The sequence below is a fragment of the Rouxiella badensis genome (assembly GCF_026967515.2).
GTDB lineage: Bacteria > Pseudomonadota > Gammaproteobacteria > Enterobacterales > Enterobacteriaceae > Rouxiella > Rouxiella badensis.
The window spans coordinates 3898670-3917546 of record NZ_CP114062.1 but is presented as its reverse complement, the minus strand read 5'-3'; the positions used below and the strand labels follow the sequence as shown (position 1 = coordinate 3917546).

Below are 18877 nucleotides of genomic sequence, written 5' to 3'. Positions count from 1 at the left end.
ACGTTGAAAAGGATAAAAGAGGATTAGAAGATGACAGAACAACCACGCCAGGATAATGGCACCCTGGTCTTGGCTCTGATTGCCGGATTATCGATTAACGGCTCCTTTAGTGCCTTATTCAGTTCCGTTGTGGCTTTTTCAATTTTCCCGATTATTGCGCTGGTTCTGGCCGTCTACTGTCTGCACGTTCGCTACCAGAAAAGCGAGATGCCCTTTGGTATTCCCAAGCTGGCCGCCGCGTGTTTCGTGCTGGGACTGCTGCTCTATAGCACCATCGTTCGCGCCGAATATCCGCAGCTAGGTTCAAACTTCCTGCCGTCGATTATCTGTGTGGTTCTGGTGTTCTGGATCGCCTACCGCCTGAAGAAACGTAAAGCAGTAAACAACGCGTAATCTGTACTAAATATAGAAAGGGCAGCCCTCGGGCTGCCCTTTTACGTTTTACGCGTCGATGCGTTCGAGTAACACGCCGCATTCCATGTGATGGGTATATGGGAATTGGTCAAACAGCGCCAGACGGCTTACGCGGTGAGTCTGTTGCAGCGTCTCAAGGTTGGCACACAGCGTCTCAGGATTGCAGGAGATATAAAGGATGCGGGAATAGCCCTGAACCAGCTTTACCGTATCGTCGTCCAGACCGCTGCGCGGCGGATCGACAAAAATGGTTTCACAGTCATAGCTTTTGAGATCGACACCCTCCAAACGACGGAACTCGCGAACGCCGTTCATCGCCTGGGTAAAATCTTCGGCGGCCATGCGGATAATCTGTACGTTATCAATATGATTGGCCGCGATATTAAACTGTGCGGCGGCCACCGATGGCTTGGCAATTTCAGTCGCCAGCACGCGATTGAAGTTACGGGCCAGCGCCAGAGAGAAGTTACCGTTGCCACAGTAGAGCTCGAGCAAATCACCCTTTGCACCTTCGGTGACTTCCAGCGCCCATTCCAGCATATGAATATTCATCGCGGCATTAGGCTGGGTGAAGCTGTTCTCAACCTGACGGTAAATCATATCGCGGCCTGCGACCGGCAGAACCTCATCGACATAATCCTGATCCAGCATAATTTTAGTTTTCGCCGCGCGGCCAATCAGCTGAATGTCGAAGCCGTCTTGGCGCAGCTGGTCACGCAATGCGGTTGCCGCCGTCTGCCAGGCGTCGTCGAGCTTGCGGTGATACAGCAATGAGGCAATGATTTTGCCGCTGCGGGTCGACAGATAGTCAATCTGGAACAGCTTGTGACGCAGGGCTGGCTCGGCTTTCACCGCCTCGAGCAGGACCGGCATCAGGCGGTTGATAAGCTCGCTTGCGGCTGGGAATTGATCAACGCGGATGCGAGCCTTGGTCTGCTGGTCAAACATGATGTGGTAAAGGTCACCCTCGTCATGCCACACGCGGAACTCGGCGCGCATACGATAATGGCTGACTGGAGAACGGAAAACTTCAGCCGCCGGCGCATTAAATGGCGACATCAGCGCCGTGAGACGGGCGGTCTTTTCCGCCAGTTGGTCGTCATATTGTTCAATGGGCAGGTTTTCAGGCGTCATCTATTTTCTCGTCTTGCTGCTAATCAATGGGCGAACTTTGCGGAATGTGGTGCGTTTTGCCCGCTGATTGTAGGGAATGCCGTGGTGATGTCCAGTTTTGTCGTATTTAGTTTCTCTGAGCGCTGTGGAAGTCTAGATTTCCAAATAGGTTGATCGTAGGATTCATCTCAGGCCTCCATTGTTGAGTTAAAAGGGAATCCGGTGGGAATCCGGAGCTGTCGCGCAGCGGTATGGGGAAAGCACGGCGAACGCATTATTACTCTTTATCATCTAACAATAATGCAGACACTGTCCTTTATTAAGGATGGGAAGTTATCGCCCGGTGTTATTTCTAATAATTCTAATAGAAACAACAAATCCCAAGCCCGAAGACCTGCCTGAATTACGTCGCAATTTTCATAATCTTCGCGAAATAGGATTATGTTTTACTGCGGCATCCTTTATTGGGTTGGGATGCGCGTTTCTATGACAATTAAAAAACATGCGCTGCTGACGGTTCTTTCCGTCACGGCATTCTCTGGCTGGGCGCAAGATAGCACTTCACAAACAGACAATAACGACACAGTGGTCGTCACCGCTAATCGTTTCCCGCAGCCGGTTTCAACGGTGCTTGCGGCAACGACGGTAGTGACAAGAGATCAAATAGACCGATGGCAGTCCAAGTCGCTGATTGACGTAATGCGGCGACTGCCGGGCGTGGATATTGCGCAAAATGGTGGGCTGGGACAGTCCAGCTCGATGTTTATTCGCGGAACTAACTCAAGCCACGTATTAATCCTGATCGACGGCATTCGTTTAAATCAGGCCGGAATAACCGGTTCCTCGGATTTAAGCCAAATTCCAATCTCTCTGGTACAGAAGATTGAATATATCCGTGGGCCCTCTTCGGCGGTTTATGGTTCAGACGCTATCGGCGGAGTGGTAAACATTATTACCACCCGCGATAAACTCGGCACGACCCTCAGCGCGGGAATCGGTTCTAACGGTTACCAGTCTTACGATGCCGCAACGCAACAAAAGCTGGGCGATGATACCGTCGGCACCTTTGCAGGGAATTACACTTATACCCGCGGCTATGATGTGGTGGCTAATTTGCCGGACAACTACGGTGACCCGCGCCAGCCCGATCGCGACGGCTTTATGAGCAAAACGCTCTACGGTTCATTGCTGCATAACTTTAATGACAACCTCAGCGGCTTTATTCGCGGCTATGGTTTCGACAACCGCACCGCCTATGACGGCGATTACAGTTATACCGCGCCTTATGATGCGTTGATCGATACTCAGCAGCTTTATAGTCAAACCTGGGATACCGGTCTGCGTTATAACCAAGGCATTTATGCCACGCAGCTGATTGGTAGCTATTCCCACACCAAGACCTACAACTATGACCCGCGCTACGGGATGTATAATGCCTCGGCGACGCTGGATGATATCGAGCAATACAACGTGCAGTGGGGCAACACCGTGCAAGCGTGGCACGGTACGATTAGCGGCGGTCTCGACTGGCAGAAGCAAACCACCACGCCGGGCACCGATTATCTGAGTGAAGGCTATGAACAGCGTAATACCGGCGTCTATGCCACCACGCAGCAGCTTTTCGGGCCGGTAACGGTCGAAGGTGCGCTGCGTAACGACGATAACTCGCAGTTTGGTCAGCACACTACCTGGCAGAGTAGTGCAGCCTACGAGTTTATCGACGGTTACCGCTTTATTGCCTCCTATGGTACTGCTTATAAGGCGCCGAATCTGGGGCAGGTTTACAGCGAGAACTATGGCAATATCAATCTGCGTCCTGAGCAGAGCAAGCAGTGGGAAGGTGCGTTCGAGGGGCTGACCGGTCCGGTCACCTGGCGGGTGGGGGGGTACAAGAATGAAATCACCAACCTGATTGATAGCGATCCGGTGACCTACCGCTATTACAACATCGGCGAAGCCAAGATTAAAGGCGTTGAGGCGACGGCATCCTTCGATACAGGGCCGTTGAGTCATCAGCTATCTTATGACTATGTCGATGCGCGAGATGCACAGACTAACGAGCCGTTGCTGCGCCGTGCTAAACAGCAGGTGAAATACGAGCTGGACTGGCAGATTGAGCAGATTGATTGGGCTGTCACCTACCATTATCTCGGTGAGCGTTATGACGAGGACTATAATAGTGGCAATACCGTCAAGCTGGGAGGTGTAAGCCTGTGGGACGTCGCCGCTTCTTATCCTGTTACGTCCCATCTGACCGTTCGTGCTAGAATTGCCAACCTCTTTAATCAAGATTATGAGACGGTTTATGGCTACGCGACACCAGGACGTGAATATTTCCTCTCTGGAAGCTATACCTTCTGATAACGCCATAGTACCGGCTCGCCCGACGGCGCTGGTGTTTGACTCTGGCGTCGGCGGGTTATCGGTTTATCATGAGGTCCGGCAGCTCTTGCCGGACCTGCACTATATATACGCTTTCGATAATGTGGCATTTCCCTACGGTGAAAAGTCAGAAGCGTTTATCGTCGAGCGCGTGGTCGAAATAGTGAGTGCTGTCGCCGAGCGCCATCCTCTTTCTATTATTATCATCGCCTGCAATACCGCGAGCACTGTTTCACTTCCTGCGCTGCGTGCAAAGTTCAACTGTCCTGTCGTGGGCGTGGTACCTGCCATCAAACCTGCCGCCAAACTGACGCGTAATGGTATCGTCGGACTTCTGGCGACGCGTGCTACGGTTCAGCGTCCTTATACTCATGACCTGATTGCCCGTTTTGCGGCTGATTGCAAGATTCTGATGCTGGGTTCTGCCGAGCTGGTGGAGTTGGCCGAAGCAAAGCTGCACGGTGAAGAAGTTTCTCTTCCTCTATTAAAGAAAATCCTGCAACCCTGGCTGAAATTGCGCGAGCCACCCGACACCGTGGTATTGGGATGTACCCATTTCCCGCTGCTGAGTAACGAGTTGGCACAGGTTTTACCTGATGGAACGCGAATGATTGACTCAGGACTGGCCATTGCACGTCGTGCACACTGGTTAATTGAGACCGCTTTTACTTCAATACCAGCGAAAAAAGACGGAATCGAAATAGAAAGCATCGCCTACTGTATGAAGCTTGATGAACCGGCTTCTGGGTTGCTGCCTGTTTTGCAGTCATATGGCTTTAAAAGCATCCTGGAATTGACGCTTTAAACGCCTTTTGATTAAACATTCAGCGGTCGGAAAAGTTTTTTAAAAATAGGGGTTGCGGCCTTTCAGAAACTCCCTATAATGCGCCTCCACTGACCGGGAACAACGACTCCTCTAACGAGAACCAAGTCGCCGGGTCGGGAAGAGAAAAAGAAAGATTCGAAAGAAAAACTCTTGACTCTTCAGCGGGAAAGCGTAATATGCACCTCCCGCGCCGCATAAGATTCATTGCGAACAGCGGCACTGCTCTTTAACAATTTATCAGACAATCTGTGTGGGCACTCACAAGACGATATCAGCCGCTTCGGTGGCAAAAAATATCAAGTCTTAGAGTGACCAAGCAGTAATTCATTATGAATGATGTGAAGTAACTTTGAGCATCGCTGAACTTGTTTCAGCAAATCGAACTTTTAATTGAAGAGTTTGATCATGGCTCAGATTGAACGCTGGCGGCAGGCCTAACACATGCAAGTCGAGCGGTAGCACGGGAGAGCTTGCTCTCTGGGTGACGAGCGGCGGACGGGTGAGTAATGTCTGGGAAACTGCCTGATGGAGGGGGATAACTACTGGAAACGGTAGCTAATACCGCATGATGTCGCAAGACCAAAGTGGGGGACCTTCGGGCCTCACGCCATCGGATGTGCCCAGATGGGATTAGCTAGTAGGTGGGGTAATGGCTCACCTAGGCGACGATCCCTAGCTGGTCTGAGAGGATGACCAGCCACACTGGAACTGAGACACGGTCCAGACTCCTACGGGAGGCAGCAGTGGGGAATATTGCACAATGGGCGCAAGCCTGATGCAGCCATGCCGCGTGTGTGAAGAAGGCCTTAGGGTTGTAAAGCACTTTCAGCGAGGAGGAAGGCGTTGTAGTTAATAGCTGCAACGATTGACGTTACTCGCAGAAGAAGCACCGGCTAACTCCGTGCCAGCAGCCGCGGTAATACGGAGGGTGCAAGCGTTAATCGGAATTACTGGGCGTAAAGCGCACGCAGGCGGTTTGTTAAGTCAGATGTGAAATCCCCGAGCTTAACTTGGGAACTGCATTTGAAACTGGCAAGCTAGAGTCTTGTAGAGGGGGTAGAATTCCAGGTGTAGCGGTGAAATGCGTAGAGATCTGGAGGAATACCGGTGGCGAAGGCGGCCCCCTGGACAAAGACTGACGCTCAGGTGCGAAAGCGTGGGGAGCAAACAGGATTAGATACCCTGGTAGTCCACGCTGTAAACGATGTCGACTTGGAGGTTGTGCCCTTGAGGCGTGGCTTCCGGAGCTAACGCGTTAAGTCGACCGCCTGGGGAGTACGGCCGCAAGGTTAAAACTCAAATGAATTGACGGGGGCCCGCACAAGCGGTGGAGCATGTGGTTTAATTCGATGCAACGCGAAGAACCTTACCTACTCTTGACATCCAGAGAATTTGCTAGAGATAGCTTAGTGCCTTCGGGAACTCTGAGACAGGTGCTGCATGGCTGTCGTCAGCTCGTGTTGTGAAATGTTGGGTTAAGTCCCGCAACGAGCGCAACCCTTATCCTTTGTTGCCAGCACGTAATGGTGGGAACTCAAAGGAGACTGCCGGTGATAAACCGGAGGAAGGTGGGGATGACGTCAAGTCATCATGGCCCTTACGAGTAGGGCTACACACGTGCTACAATGGCGTATACAAAGAGAAGCGAACTCGCGAGAGCAAGCGGACCTCATAAAGTACGTCGTAGTCCGGATTGGAGTCTGCAACTCGACTCCATGAAGTCGGAATCGCTAGTAATCGTAGATCAGAATGCTACGGTGAATACGTTCCCGGGCCTTGTACACACCGCCCGTCACACCATGGGAGTGGGTTGCAAAAGAAGTAGGTAGCTTAACCTTCGGGAGGGCGCTTACCACTTTGTGATTCATGACTGGGGTGAAGTCGTAACAAGGTAACCGTAGGGGAACCTGCGGTTGGATCACCTCCTTACCTCAAGATACGCATTGTGCAGTGTCCACACAGATTGTCTGATGAAAAAGTAACGAGCAGAAATACCTTTATAGGCTTGTAGCTCAGGTGGTTAGAGCGCACCCCTGATAAGGGTGAGGTCGGTGGTTCAAGTCCACTCAGGCCTACCAATCCTTTCCTTCTCTGCGTTGTCGCCCCACTCGTTTGCACCAAGCAAACGTCGTGTGACTCCGCCTTGATAAGAAAAGCATTGGCTGACTCATCTGAACGATGAGTGATAAAGGTATCTGTTAGTGACTGTATGGGGCTATAGCTCAGCTGGGAGAGCGCCTGCCTTGCACGCAGGAGGTCAGCGGTTCGATCCCGCTTAGCTCCACCATATCCATACGGTTCACACCAATACTTCAGAGTATATTGGCGACAGTATACTGCGAAGTATTTTGCTCTTTAACAATCTGGAACAAGCTGAAAAATTGAAATGATACAGCTGAACATAACTCTCCGTAGAAGTACTGAGTTATGCGCACCTGTATTAGAGTCTCTCAAATAATCGCAGCCTCGAATGTTGTCACTCTTTATGAGTTTATAAGACACCTTCGGGTTGTGAGGTTAAGCGACTAAGCGTACACGGTGGATGCCTAGGCAGTCAGAGGCGATGAAGGGCGTGCTAATCTGCGAAAAGCGTCGGTAAGGTGATATGAACCGTTATACCCGACGATACCCGAATGGGGAAACCCAATGTGATACGTCACATTATCGCATGGTGAATACATAGCCATGCGAGGCGAACCGGGGGAACTGAAACATCTAAGTACCCCGAGGAAAAGAAATCAACCGAGATTCCCCCAGTAGCGGCGAGCGAACGGGGAACAGCCCAGAACCTGAATCAGTTTGTGTGTTAGTGGAAGCGTCTGGAAGGTCGCACGGTACAGGGTGATAGTCCCGTACACAAAAGCGCATAAATTGTGAGTTCGATGAGTAGGGCGGGACACGTGACATCCTGTCTGAATATGGGGGGACCATCCTCCAAGGCTAAATACTCCTGACTGACCGATAGTGAACCAGTACCGTGAGGGAAAGGCGAAAAGAACCCCGGCGAGGGGAGTGAAATAGAACCTGAAACCGTGTACGTACAAGCAGTGGGAGCCTACTTGTTAGGTGACTGCGTACCTTTTGTATAATGGGTCAGCGACTTATATTTTGTAGCAAGGTTAACCGTATAGGGGAGCCGTAGGGAAACCGAGTCTTAACTGGGCGTCAAGTTGCAAGGTATAGACCCGAAACCCGGTGATCTAGCCATGGGCAGGTTGAAGGTTGGGTAACACTAACTGGAGGACCGAACCGACTAATGTTGAAAAATTAGCGGATGACTTGTGGCTGGGGGTGAAAGGCCAATCAAACCGGGAGATAGCTGGTTCTCCCCGAAAGCTATTTAGGTAGCGCCTCGTGAACTCATCTTCGGGGGTAGAGCACTGTTTCGACTAGGGGGCCATCCCGGCTTACCAACTCGATGCAAACTCCGAATACCGAAGAATGTTATCACGGGAGACACACGGCGGGTGCTAACGTCCGTCGTGAAGAGGGAAACAACCCAGACCGCCAGCTAAGGTCCCAAAGTCATGGTTAAGTGGGAAACGATGTGGGAAGGCATAGACAGCCAGGATGTTGGCTTAGAAGCAGCCATCATTTAAAGAAAGCGTAATAGCTCACTGGTCGAGTCGGCCTGCGCGGAAGATGTAACGGGGCTAAACCATGCACCGAAGCTGCGGCAGCGACGCTTAGGCGTTGTTGGGTAGGGGAGCGTTCTGTAAGCCGTAGAAGGTGAACTGTGAGGTTTGCTGGAGGTATCAGAAGTGCGAATGCTGACATAAGTAACGATAATGCGGGTGAAAAACCCGCACGCCGGAAGACCAAGGGTTCCTGTCCAACGTTAATCGGGGCAGGGTGAGTCGACCCCTAAGGCGAGGCTGAAAAGCGTAGTCGATGGGAAACAGGTTAATATTCCTGTACTTGGTGTTACTGCGAAGGGGGGACGGAGAGGGCTAGGCTAGCCGGGCGACGGTTGTCCCGGTTTAAGCGTGTAGGGGTGTAGACCTGGTAAATCCGGTTTACTGTAACCCTGAGGCGTGATGACGAGCCACTACGGTGGTGAAGTAGTTGATGCCGCACTTCCAGGAAAAGCCTCTAAGCATCAGGTAACATTAAATCGTACCCCAAACCGACACAGGTGGTCAGGTAGAGAATACTCAGGCGCTTGAGAGAACTCGGGTGAAGGAACTAGGCAAAATGGTGCCGTAACTTCGGGAGAAGGCACGCTGTCGCTAGGTGGAGGAACTTGCTTCCCGAGCCGAAGACAGTCGAAGATACCAGCTGGCTGCAACTGTTTAATAAAAACACAGCACTGTGCAAACACGAAAGTGGACGTATACGGTGTGACGCCTGCCCGGTGCCGGAAGGTTAATTGATGGGGTTATCCGCAAGGAGAAGCTCTTGATCGAAGCCCCGGTAAACGGCGGCCGTAACTATAACGGTCCTAAGGTAGCGAAATTCCTTGTCGGGTAAGTTCCGACCTGCACGAATGGCGTAATGATGGCCAGGCTGTCTCCACCCGAGACTCAGTGAAATTGAACTCGCTGTGAAGATGCAGTGTACCCGCGGCAAGACGGAAAGACCCCGTGAACCTTTACTATAGCTTGACACTGAACATTGAGCCTTGATGTGTAGGATAGGTGGGAGGCTTTGAAGCGTGGACGCCAGTCTGCGTGGAGCCAACCTTGAAATACCACCCTTTAATGTTTGATGTTCTAACTCGGCCCCGTAATCCGGGGTGAGGACAGTGTCTGGTGGGTAGTTTGACTGGGGCGGTCTCCTCCTAAAGAGTAACGGAGGAGCACGAAGGTTAGCTAATCACGGTCGGACATCGTGAGGTTAGTGCAATGGCATAAGCTAGCTTGACTGCGAGAGTGACGGCTCGAGCAGGTACGAAAGTAGGTCATAGTGATCCGGTGGTTCTGAATGGAAGGGCCATCGCTCAACGGATAAAAGGTACTCCGGGGATAACAGGCTGATACCGCCCAAGAGTTCATATCGACGGCGGTGTTTGGCACCTCGATGTCGGCTCATCACATCCTGGGGCTGAAGTAGGTCCCAAGGGTACGGCTGTTCGCCGTTTAAAGTGGTACGCGAGCTGGGTTTAGAACGTCGTGAGACAGTTCGGTCCCTATCTGCCGTGGGCGTTGGAAGATTGAGAGGGGCTGCTCCTAGTACGAGAGGACCGGAGTGGACGCATCACTGGTGTTCGGGTTGTCATGCCAATGGCATTGCCCGGTAGCTAAATGCGGAAAAGATAAGCGCTGAAAGCATCTAAGCGCGAAACTTGCCTCAAGATGAGTCTTCCCTGGGACTTCGAGTCCCCTGAAGGGACGTTTAAGACTAAGACGTTGATAGGCTGGGTGTGTAAGTGCAGCGATGCATTGAGCTAACCAGTACTAATGACCCGAGAGGCTTAACCTTACAACACCGAAGGTGTTTTAGAGAGACGAGACGAAAGTTTCAAGAAATCAGCTTGTTCAAAGATTGGTTCTGATGGCGGCCTGCAGGAATGTGGAAAGCGGTTAGAATGAAACAGAATTTGCCTGGCGGCAGTAGCGCGGTGGTCCCACCTGACCCCATGCCGAACTCAGAAGTGAAACGCCGTAGCGCCGATGGTAGTGTGGGGTCTCCCCATGCGAGAGTAGGGAACTGCCAGGCATCAAATTCGTTCCTTTTTCCCCTGACAAGGAAAAATACAAGGAACAAACTGATAACAGACCGATTGTCTGTTGTGAGTGAAAGAACCGGTGGAGCGGTAGTTCAGTTGGTTAGAATACCTGCCTGTCACGCAGGGGGTCGCGGGTTCGAGCCCCGTCCGTTCCGCCACTAATTTAAATTATGCCTGCTAAAATTTAGCAGGCATAATAGTAAGCAGATTTAGGGGCGTAGCTCAGTTGGTAGAGCACCGGTCTCCAAAACCGGGTGTCGCGAGTTCGAGTCTCTCCGCCCCTGCCATATAAGAACCCTTCGCGAAAGCGAGGGGTTTTTTTCGTTTTGAACCCTCTAAACACAGCTCGAAAACCTATAAAAAGTCCTCTTTCTGCTCAAATACATCTCGTTTATTGCCTAAAAAATTCCCTGATTTTTCTTTATTTTACATATAACGCTCACTCTGGCCTCATATTTCCCCGCCATTTCTCCTTTTTTACTCCCCAATTGTTGTGATCTTTTAGCTGAATACATGCACGAATTGATTGTTAATCATCTATGTGACCGCGCTCAACCCCCCATTCCTGCAATGGTCTAAAACTAAGTGTCATCGGGTAGAGCTCTGCTCACCGATAAAACTCGGTTTTGGCGTATCTCTATCTATGCTGCACCCTACAAGACGCAACAAAAAGTAGCTCAGACTACACGCGAGGAAATAACAATGTATAAACGTTTATTGCTGGCAGCCGCGGTCGCAACGGCATTCTGTGGAGCCGTTCAGGCGGCACCTTTGGTCGTGGGTTTTTCTCAGATAGGCTCTGAATCGGGCTGGCGTTCTGCGGAAACAAAAGTCTCTAAACTCGAAGCGCAAAAACGCGGGATCACTCTGAAAATTGCGGATGCCCAACAGAAACAAGAGAACCAAATCAAGGCGATACGTTCGTTTATCGCGCAGGGTGTTGACGCCATCTTTATCGCCCCCGTGGTCGCTACCGGCTGGACGCCAGTGCTGACAGAGGCAAAAGAGGCGAAGATCCCGGTGTTCCTGCTTGACCGCACTATCGAGGTAAGCGATCCCTCTCTCTACACCGCAGCGGTAGCCTCTGACAGCGTTCACGAGGGCAAAGTCGCGGGAGATTGGCTGATTAAGGAGGTTGCTGGCAAACCGTGTAATGTCGTTGAGCTACAGGGCACGGTGGGGGCCAGCGTGGCGCTCAATCGTAAAAAAGGTTTTGCCGATGCCATAGCGTCAGCGCCAAATGTGAAAATTATCCGCTCGCAGTCTGGAGACTTTACGCGTAGTCAGGGTAAGCAGGTGATGGAGAGTTTTATCAAGGCTGAGCAAAACGGCAAAAACATCTGCGCCGTGTATGCACATAACGATGACATGGCAATTGGAGCCATCCAGGCAATCAAAGAGGCTGGCCTGAAGCCGGGATCGCAGATCAAGGTCGTCTCAATCGACGGCGTACCGGATATCTATAAGGCCATGCTTAACGGGGAATCTAACGCTTCGGTCGAACTGACGCCAAACATGGCAGGCCCGGCGTTCGATGCGCTGATTAAGATGAAAAAAGACGGTACTCAGCCTCCGAAGTTTATTCAGACCCAGTCCACGCTCGTGCTGCCAGACATGGCCCAGAAAGAGTATGACATGAAAAAAGACATGGGCTACTAAACCTATGTACCGGCTCTGACTTAGCACGGAGCCGGTTTTATCATCCCATTTTGCCCATCCAGCCGTTATCGTGCGCATGCAGTCGGGGTAGAGAGTCTCATGGATAATCTTCAGTCAACAACCTTACTCGACGTTCGCGGTTTATCCGTTGAGTTCCCCGGCGTGAAGGCGCTGGAAAAAGTCGATTTCACGCTCAATCGCGGCGAAATTGTTGCATTATTAGGAGAAAACGGCGCAGGAAAATCAACGCTTATCAAGGCGTTGACCGGTGTTTATAAACGCTCAGCGGGTACCGTGTTGCTAAACGGTGAGCCGATTGAAGCCACCAATACCGCGCATGCTCAAGCGCTGGGCATTGGCACCGTCTATCAGGAAGTGAACCTGCTGCCGAATATCTCGGTGGCCGCCAATCTGTTCATTGGCCGAGAACCTACCCGTTTTGGGCTGGTAAATCAGCGCCAGATGGATAAACAGGCCCAGGTACTGCTTACCGGCTATGGCCTTAATCTCGACGTTAGCCAGCCACTTGCAAACTATTCCATTGCCATTCAGCAGATTGTCGCCATTGCACGGGCGGTCGATCTTTCTGCCCAGGTCCTAATCCTTGATGAGCCCACCGCCAGCCTTGATGCCAAAGAGGTCAACATGCTGCTCGATATTCTGATGCAGCTGCGCGACAAAGGTATGGGTATGGTGTTTGTCACTCACTTCCTCGACCAGGTTTATCGCATCAGCGATCGCATTACCGTATTACGTAACGGCAAGCTGGTTGGAACCTCGGAAACGCGTAATCTGCCGCGCATCGAGCTGGTGCCCATGATGCTGGGGCACAGCTTTGACGAAGCGCTGCTCAAGCGCGGCGAACATCGTGCCGTGACCGGCGATCCTCTGGTTGATTTTAAAAATTATGGCCGACGTGGATTGGTCGAGAATTTTGACCTCAACGTCAAACGCGGTGAGATAGTCGGTCTTGCCGGGCTTCTGGGTTCAGGGCGTACCGAGACGGCGCAGCTTATCTTCGGCATCAAGAGTCACGACACCGGCACTGCGACGGTGAGCGGAAAGCCCGTGACGATTCGCACTCCGCGCAAGGCGGCGAAACTGGGATTTGGCTATTGCCCTGAAGATCGCAAAACGGACGGCATTATCGGCGCGGCCACGGTACGCGAAAATATCATTCTGGCTTTGCAGGCACAGCGCGGCTGGCTTCGTCCGTTGTCAATGAAGGAACAGAACCAGATTGCCGAGAAGTTTATCAAGCTGCTGGGCATCCGTACGCCGAGCGCCGAACAGGAAATCCAATACCTGTCCGGTGGAAATCAGCAAAAGGTCCTGCTTTCACGCTGGTTAGCGACGCAGCCGCGTTTCCTGATCCTGGATGAGCCGACACGCGGTATTGATGTCGGTGCACACGCCGAAATTATTCGTCTGATTGAGCAGCTGTGTGACGAAGGGCTGGCGCTGCTGGTCATCTCTTCGGAACTTGAAGAGCTGGCGGGTTATGCCGACAGGATAGTGGTGCTGCGTGACAGACGCCATATTACGCAAATCGAGCAGGATCAGATTTCGGTTCCAGCCATTATGACCGCGATCGCGGTCCAATAAGGGGATTTCCATGACGAACAGGAGTCTGCCGATGACGGGAAGGCCGCGCAAGGTCCGCTGGGTATTTCCCAAGGGGTCAATACAGGTCGGGGCATTTCTGGCTATCCTGGTGATTGATAGCCTCGTCGCACCCGGTTTTTTCAACATTCACCTACAGGATGGTCGACTGTTTGGCAGCCTGGTCGATATTTTTAACCGTGGCGCACCGGTCGCCATTCTTGCACTCGGTATGACGCTGGTCATCGCGACCGGTGGCATTGACCTGTCTGTTGGGGCGGTGATGGCGATTGCCGGGGCAACGGCCGCTACCATGACGGTACAAGGATATCCGTTGCTGGTTGTTTTGCTGGCTGCCGTCGCGGTGGGCGCCGCCTGTGGACTGTGGAACGGCTTCCTGGTGGCGGTTTTACAGATACAGCCGATCGTGGCAACGCTAATGCTTATGGTTGCCGGTCGCGGAATTGCCCAGCTTATCACTGAGGGGCAGATAGTCACCTTTGAGAATAACGGCCTGTCGCAGTTCGGGAGTGGATCGCTGTTTACGCTGCCAATGCCGGTGATCATTGCTGCTGTGATGTTGATTTTGCTGTGGTTATTAACGCGTAAAACCGCACTCGGGCTGTTTATCGAGTCGGTTGGTATCAACCTCCGCTCTTCTTATAATGCGGGCGTCAATGCGCGTCTGGTGCTGATTGCGGTCTATGTCATTTGTGGGATATGCGCTGCGGTCGCGGGAGTGATTGTGACGGCAGATATTCGCGGGGCCGATGCTAATAACGCTGGCCTGTGGCTGGAGCTGGACGCCATTCTGGCCGTGGTTATCGGTGGCGGTTCGCTGCTCGGCGGGCGTTTTAATCTGCTGCTCTCTCTGGTTGGCGCGCTGATCATTCAGGGAATGAATACTGGCATCCTCCTCTCCGGGTTTAAACCTGAGTTCAATCTGGTACTTAAGGCGATCGTGGTGTTAGCCGTGCTGGTCGTGCAGTCCCCTCGCGTATCTCTCAGCAGTGTGTTTAGGAGGAAGGAATAATGCTCAAGCGTAATCTCCCGCTGTTGATAACCGTTCTGGTTTTTATTGCAGGGTACGCATACTGTTTTACCCAGTTCCCCGGCTTCGCGTCTACCCGCGTGATTTGCGATCTGCTGACGGATAATGCGTTTCTCGGTATTGTTGCGGTGGGTATGACCTTCGTGATTCTGTCCGGCGGTATCGATCTCTCGGTAGGCTCAGTTATCGCCTTTACCGGCGTCGCGATGGCAAAGCTGATTGGTGACTACGGGGTGCCGCCTTATCTGGCCTTTGCTATCGTGTTGGTCATGGGGGCGTTCTTTGGTGCACTGATGGGCTGGATAATCGACACCCTAAAACTCCCGGCGTTTATTATTACGCTGGCGGGCATGTTCTTCGTACGCGGTATGAGCTTTATCCTGTCAGAGGAGTCGTTGCCGATTAATCACCCGCTTTACGCCACCCTTGCTAACTATGCCTGGAAAGTCCCAGGAGGCGGGCGGTTTACCCTGCTGGCACTGGTGATGCTCTGCGTGGTGGCCGTCGGGATTATCCTCGCGCACAGAACACGCTTTGGTAATAACGTCTATGCGATAGGCGGCAACATCCACTCGGCCGGCCTGATGGGCGTCCCTGTCAGAAAGACCATCATTGCTATCTACACGCTCTCGAGCACGCTGGCCGTCCTGTCGGGGATTATTTTCTCGCTCTATACCTCGGCGGGCTATGCGCTGGCCGCGAGCGGCGTGGAACTGGACGCCATTGCCGCCGTGGTGATTGGCGGAACGCTTTTGAGTGGGGGCGTAGGCACCGTGCTGGGTAGCCTGTTCGGGGTGATGATTCAGGGTCTGATTCAGACCTATATCACCTTCGACGGGACGCTAAGCTCGTGGTGGACCAAAATCGTTATGGGGATTTTGCTGTTTATCTTCATCGCGCTGCAAAAAGGAATGGGCTCTTATTGGACCACACGGCGAGCCCGCCATCCGCAGCTTAAAACGACGTGATCGTCGCCGAAAATGCCTTAATATTGAGTATCCATCGGTATTTTAAGCAGTTGTCTGATGAGCACCTGCTGGTCGCTGTTTTGCAGCCATACGGCATACAGCGGCCTTATTACCGGCGGTACGTCGGGATAAACCGTCAACTGTGGATAGTCTTTCTCCCAGTGGCCTGGGAGGAAGGCGCATCCGCCGGTGGTCTCCAGCAGCTGACGCGTTAGATGCGCCGAGGTGGTCGTTAACACCGGTTCCTGCTCGTTTGCCTGCATTCTGCTTTCTTGCTGTGGAAAGTCTGCGCCCCATTCCAGCCTGATGTACGCCCCCTGCGCAGTTTTATCGTGTTTATTGGCGCAAAAAAGACGTAACGAAAAATTACCCAGCAGCTGGCTAGACAGTTCGTCCATCTTTGGGGGTTCGGTGGTAATGAGTAAATCGAGCTGTCTTTCATGCAGCTGTTTTACCAGCGACTGGCGCAGTGCGACCCTTGCCTCGAGGCGCAATGATTCACGCTGCTGATATAACGCCTGTAGCCACGGTGTTAAATAGGACTCCCAAAGCGACGCTGTCGCCCCAATTGACAGTTCAGTGTGCTGTAAAGAGCGCACAACCTCTTTTTTTGCCAATTGCCACGTCGACATCAGGTTTTCTGCGTAGGGCAGCAGACGCTCTCCTGCGGGCGTTAAACGTATGTTGTTTCTGTGGCGAGTGAATAAATTCGCCCCGAGCTGAGTCTCTAACTGGCGTATGCGAAAGCTCACCGCCGACTGGGTCAAATACAGAGATTCAGCCGCCCGACCAAAGTGACGAGTTCTACTGACCTCCAAAAAGGTTTTCAGTAATTCCGTGTCCACTACCATCTCCAAAATTTTTTGTCGTTAAGATTTAAATGTTTTGTTTTACAGATTGTCAAGCCTATCTAATACTCCGCGCCATAACAGCACGACCATGAATGAATTAGGAGCGTGTCAGATGGCGGAAAGCTTCACCACGACAAATCGTTTTTTTGACAATAAACATTACCCTCGCGGGTTCTCCCGGCATGGCGATTTCACCATTAAAGAAGCGCAATTGCTAGAACGTTACGGCTATGCTTTCAACGAGCTGGACCTGGGAAAACGCGAACCGGTAACCGAAGAAGAAAAGCTGTTTCTGGATGTTTGCCGCGGTACCCGCGAGCCAGCAACTGACGCTGAGAAAGTGTGGAATAAATATATTATTCGCACCCGTCGCCCGAAGAAATTCCATACGTTGTCAGGCGGAAAACCGCAGGCTGATGCGGTGGAAGATTACACCGACAGCGACGATTAACAAAACGGGGCTTGTCCCCGTTTTTTTATGCCAGATTTTTATGCAATGTTAACAATAGTCGATCCATACAACGATAGCTTAATGCTTCAGAAATATGTGCTTTTTCGATAGTCGACTGGTGATTAAGATCTGCCAGAGTCCTTGCCACTTTCAGAATGCGATGCCACGCCCTGACCGACAGTCCCAGCTTTTGTAACACACTTTCCAAAAACTCCGCATCTTCACGGCTCAATTTACAAAATTGCTGAACTTCACGGCTGCTTAAGTGGGCATTGAGTTTGCCTGCTCGACTTAACTGAATTTCACGCGCGGCAATCACTCTCCCTCTGACCTGTTCGCTGCTCTCCTCTGCGATGTGCGTTACCTGTTGATGCTGGCGACTCAGCAGCCCGGGTGGCAGCATTGGCACCTCCAGCGAGAGATCGAAACGGTCAAGAAAGGGGCCGGATAACCGACTGAGATAACGCAATATCTGCTGCGGCGGTGTGCGATTATGCTGACCCTGATAGTGTCCCGTCGGGCTAGGATTCATCGCGGCGATAAGCTGCATCCTCGCCGGAAAGTCGACCTTGGCCCGAGTGCGGGAAATGGTGATTTCTCCCGACTCCATCGGCTGTCGCAGGGCATCAAGCACCTTGCGCTCGAATTCCGGCAGTTCGTCAAGAAATAGCACGCCGTTGTGCGCCAGCGAGATCTCCCCCGGTCGCGGAATAGAGCCGCCGCCGACCAGCGCATTGAGCGAAATGCTGTGGTGCGGTGCGCGAAAAGGGCGCTGTCGCAGATAGGCCAACTGTGGCCCCGGTTGCCCCTCGTTTTGTTTGTCGGGCGAATAGACCAGACTGGCTATTGCCGCAGTTTCAAGCGCCTCTTGCTGAGTCAGCGGCGGCAGAATACCCGGCAGACGGCTCGCCAACATGGTTTTGCCGGTACCGGGTGGCCCGAGCAGCAGCAGGTTGTGCCCGCCTGCGGCGGCAATTTCCAGGGCGCGTTTTGACTGCTCCTGACCGATGATATCGCTCAAGTCACCGCTTGGAGGTTCTGGCAGCAGCTCCGCGGCTCTTTCGACCTCCTGAAGCTCCCCTTCGCCCTGTAGAAAGGCACAAACCTGCAGTAGGTGGTCGGCGACCCACACGGTATTTTGCGCCAGCAGCGTCATCTCACGTTGGTTATCCACGGGTAAAATCAGCCGTCTTCCCTCACGTTGGGCCGCGATAGCCGACGGAATAGCGCCATTAACGCCACGTAACGCACCAGAAAGCCCTAACTCGCCAATAAACTCATATTCTCCCAGCCTGTCGGTAATGAGTTGCTCAGAGGCCGCGAGAATCGCTAATGCGATAGGAAGGTCATAGCGGCCGCCCTCCTTGGGTAAATCTGCCGGTGCAAGATTCACCGTGATACGTTTGGGCGGAAAGGTGAACCCGCAGTTGATGAGCGCACTGCGCACCCGATCTCGGGCCTCTTTGACCGTGGTTTCGGGCAGTCCGACCAGCGTTAGCGCGGGCAATCCGTTGCTAATATGAACCTCGATCGAGACGCGAGGGGCAACCACGCCCAGCGAGGCGCGAGTATTGACTACCGAGAGCGACATGCGGCCTCCCTGTGAACTTCAAAAAGCCATTATCGTGAGCCTGATGTTTTATGGTATCGGCAACCCCTTGTTTACCATCATCTGCCGCAATCTTTTTCTGCAACCAACGTCACACGACATCTTGCCTGGGAAGCGTCTCCAAACGTGTAGAAACACTCATTAACACTCGGTCTTTTTTGGATACACATTAGCTGGCTAATGATCTTGCTGGTAATTTGGCCGCCGTGTATTAATTAAACATGTGTATTTAACAATAAATAAACAAATACATCTTCTCTGTAGCAGCTTCCCCCTACCTATT

11 protein-coding genes, 4 tRNA genes, 3 rRNA genes and 1 riboswitch are annotated in these 18877 nt (G+C 52.3%); of the genes, 15 read left to right on the top strand and 3 right to left on the bottom strand.

The window, feature by feature from the left end:
* Positions 1–30: 30 nt before the first annotated feature.
* Positions 31–393, top strand: coding sequence for a YijD family membrane protein (locus O1V65_RS18050; RefSeq protein ID WP_017491070.1), 363 nt, complete (start codon positions 31–33; stop codon positions 391–393).
* Between the two features lie 48 nt (positions 394–441).
* On the opposite strand, the gene trmA is transcribed toward O1V65_RS18050, so the two are convergent.
* Entirely contained in the window at positions 442–1548 is a 1107-nt protein-coding gene (gene trmA / locus O1V65_RS18045; protein ID WP_017491071.1) for a tRNA (uridine(54)-C5)-methyltransferase TrmA, read from the bottom strand.
* 152 nt (positions 1549–1700) lie between these two features.
* A riboswitch (cobalamin riboswitch) is annotated at positions 1701–1943 on the top strand.
* A gap of 70 nt (positions 1944–2013) precedes the next feature.
* Between trmA and btuB the strand changes: the two genes are divergently transcribed.
* The 13 genes from btuB (at position 2014) to yjfF (ending at position 15683) form a co-directional block, all read left to right on the top strand.
* Positions 2014–3888, top strand: coding sequence for a TonB-dependent vitamin B12 receptor BtuB (btuB, locus tag O1V65_RS18040; RefSeq protein ID WP_192504297.1), 1875 nt, complete (start codon positions 2014–2016; stop codon positions 3886–3888).
* Positions 3833–4714 (top strand): glutamate racemase, encoded by an 882-nt coding sequence (gene murI, locus O1V65_RS18035; RefSeq protein ID WP_084912785.1) that lies wholly within the window; start codon positions 3833–3835, stop codon positions 4712–4714. The genes btuB and murI overlap by 56 nt, the downstream gene beginning before the upstream one ends.
* Positions 4715–5122: 408 nt before the next feature.
* Positions 5123–6664, top strand: a 16S ribosomal RNA gene (locus tag O1V65_RS18030).
* A gap of 72 nt (positions 6665–6736) precedes the next feature.
* Positions 6737–6813, top strand: a tRNA-Ile gene (locus O1V65_RS18025).
* 133 nt (positions 6814–6946) lie between these two features.
* A tRNA-Ala gene (locus O1V65_RS18020) sits at positions 6947–7022 on the top strand.
* Between the two features lie 228 nt (positions 7023–7250).
* Positions 7251–10156, top strand: a 23S ribosomal RNA gene (locus O1V65_RS18015).
* 121 nt (positions 10157–10277) lie between these two features.
* Positions 10278–10393: ribosomal RNA gene (gene rrf / locus O1V65_RS18010) — 5S ribosomal RNA — on the top strand.
* The 16S, 23S and 5S rRNA genes sit together here with 4 tRNA genes alongside, the layout of an rRNA operon.
* Positions 10394–10484: 91 nt before the next feature.
* A tRNA-Asp gene (locus O1V65_RS18005) sits at positions 10485–10561 on the top strand.
* A 53-nt stretch (positions 10562–10614) separates the two neighbouring features.
* Positions 10615–10690, top strand: a tRNA-Trp gene (locus O1V65_RS18000).
* A gap of 415 nt (positions 10691–11105) precedes the next feature.
* Positions 11106–12062 carry a galactofuranose ABC transporter, galactofuranose-binding protein YtfQ gene (ytfQ, locus tag O1V65_RS17995; RefSeq protein ID WP_269129915.1) on the top strand — a complete coding sequence of 319 codons (957 nt, stop codon included), beginning with the start codon at positions 11106–11108 and terminating at the stop codon, positions 12060–12062.
* A gap of 99 nt (positions 12063–12161) precedes the next feature.
* Positions 12162–13667 (top strand): galactofuranose ABC transporter, ATP-binding protein YtfR, encoded by a 1506-nt coding sequence (ytfR, locus tag O1V65_RS17990; protein WP_017494218.1) that lies wholly within the window; start codon positions 12162–12164, stop codon positions 13665–13667.
* Between the two features lie 10 nt (positions 13668–13677).
* Entirely contained in the window at positions 13678–14697 is a 1020-nt protein-coding gene (gene ytfT / locus O1V65_RS17985; RefSeq protein ID WP_086005840.1) for a galactofuranose ABC transporter, ATP-binding protein YtfT, read from the top strand.
* A complete protein-coding gene (yjfF, locus tag O1V65_RS17980; RefSeq protein ID WP_269129914.1) occupies positions 14697–15683 on the top strand; it encodes a galactofuranose ABC transporter, permease protein YjfF in 987 nt (328 codons plus the stop codon). Before ytfT ends, yjfF begins: the two co-directional genes overlap by 1 nt.
* Positions 15684–15700: 17 nt before the next feature.
* On the opposite strand, the gene hdfR is transcribed toward yjfF, so the two are convergent.
* The gene (hdfR, locus tag O1V65_RS17975; RefSeq protein ID WP_017494221.1) at positions 15701–16528 is read right to left on the bottom strand and encodes an HTH-type transcriptional regulator HdfR; all 828 of its coding nucleotides are present in this window, start codon (positions 16526–16528) and stop codon (positions 15701–15703) included.
* Between the two features lie 118 nt (positions 16529–16646).
* Between hdfR and O1V65_RS17970 the strand changes: the two genes are divergently transcribed.
* Positions 16647–16985, top strand: coding sequence for a MaoP family protein (locus tag O1V65_RS17970; protein WP_017494222.1), 339 nt, complete (start codon positions 16647–16649; stop codon positions 16983–16985).
* A 25-nt stretch (positions 16986–17010) separates the two neighbouring features.
* Here O1V65_RS17970 and O1V65_RS17965 read toward each other — a convergent pair whose 3' ends face one another.
* Positions 17011–18576, bottom strand: a complete 1566-nt coding sequence (locus O1V65_RS17965; protein ID WP_192504300.1) for a YifB family Mg chelatase-like AAA ATPase — start codon at positions 18574–18576, stop codon at positions 17011–17013.
* Positions 18577–18877: the final 301 nt, after the last annotated feature.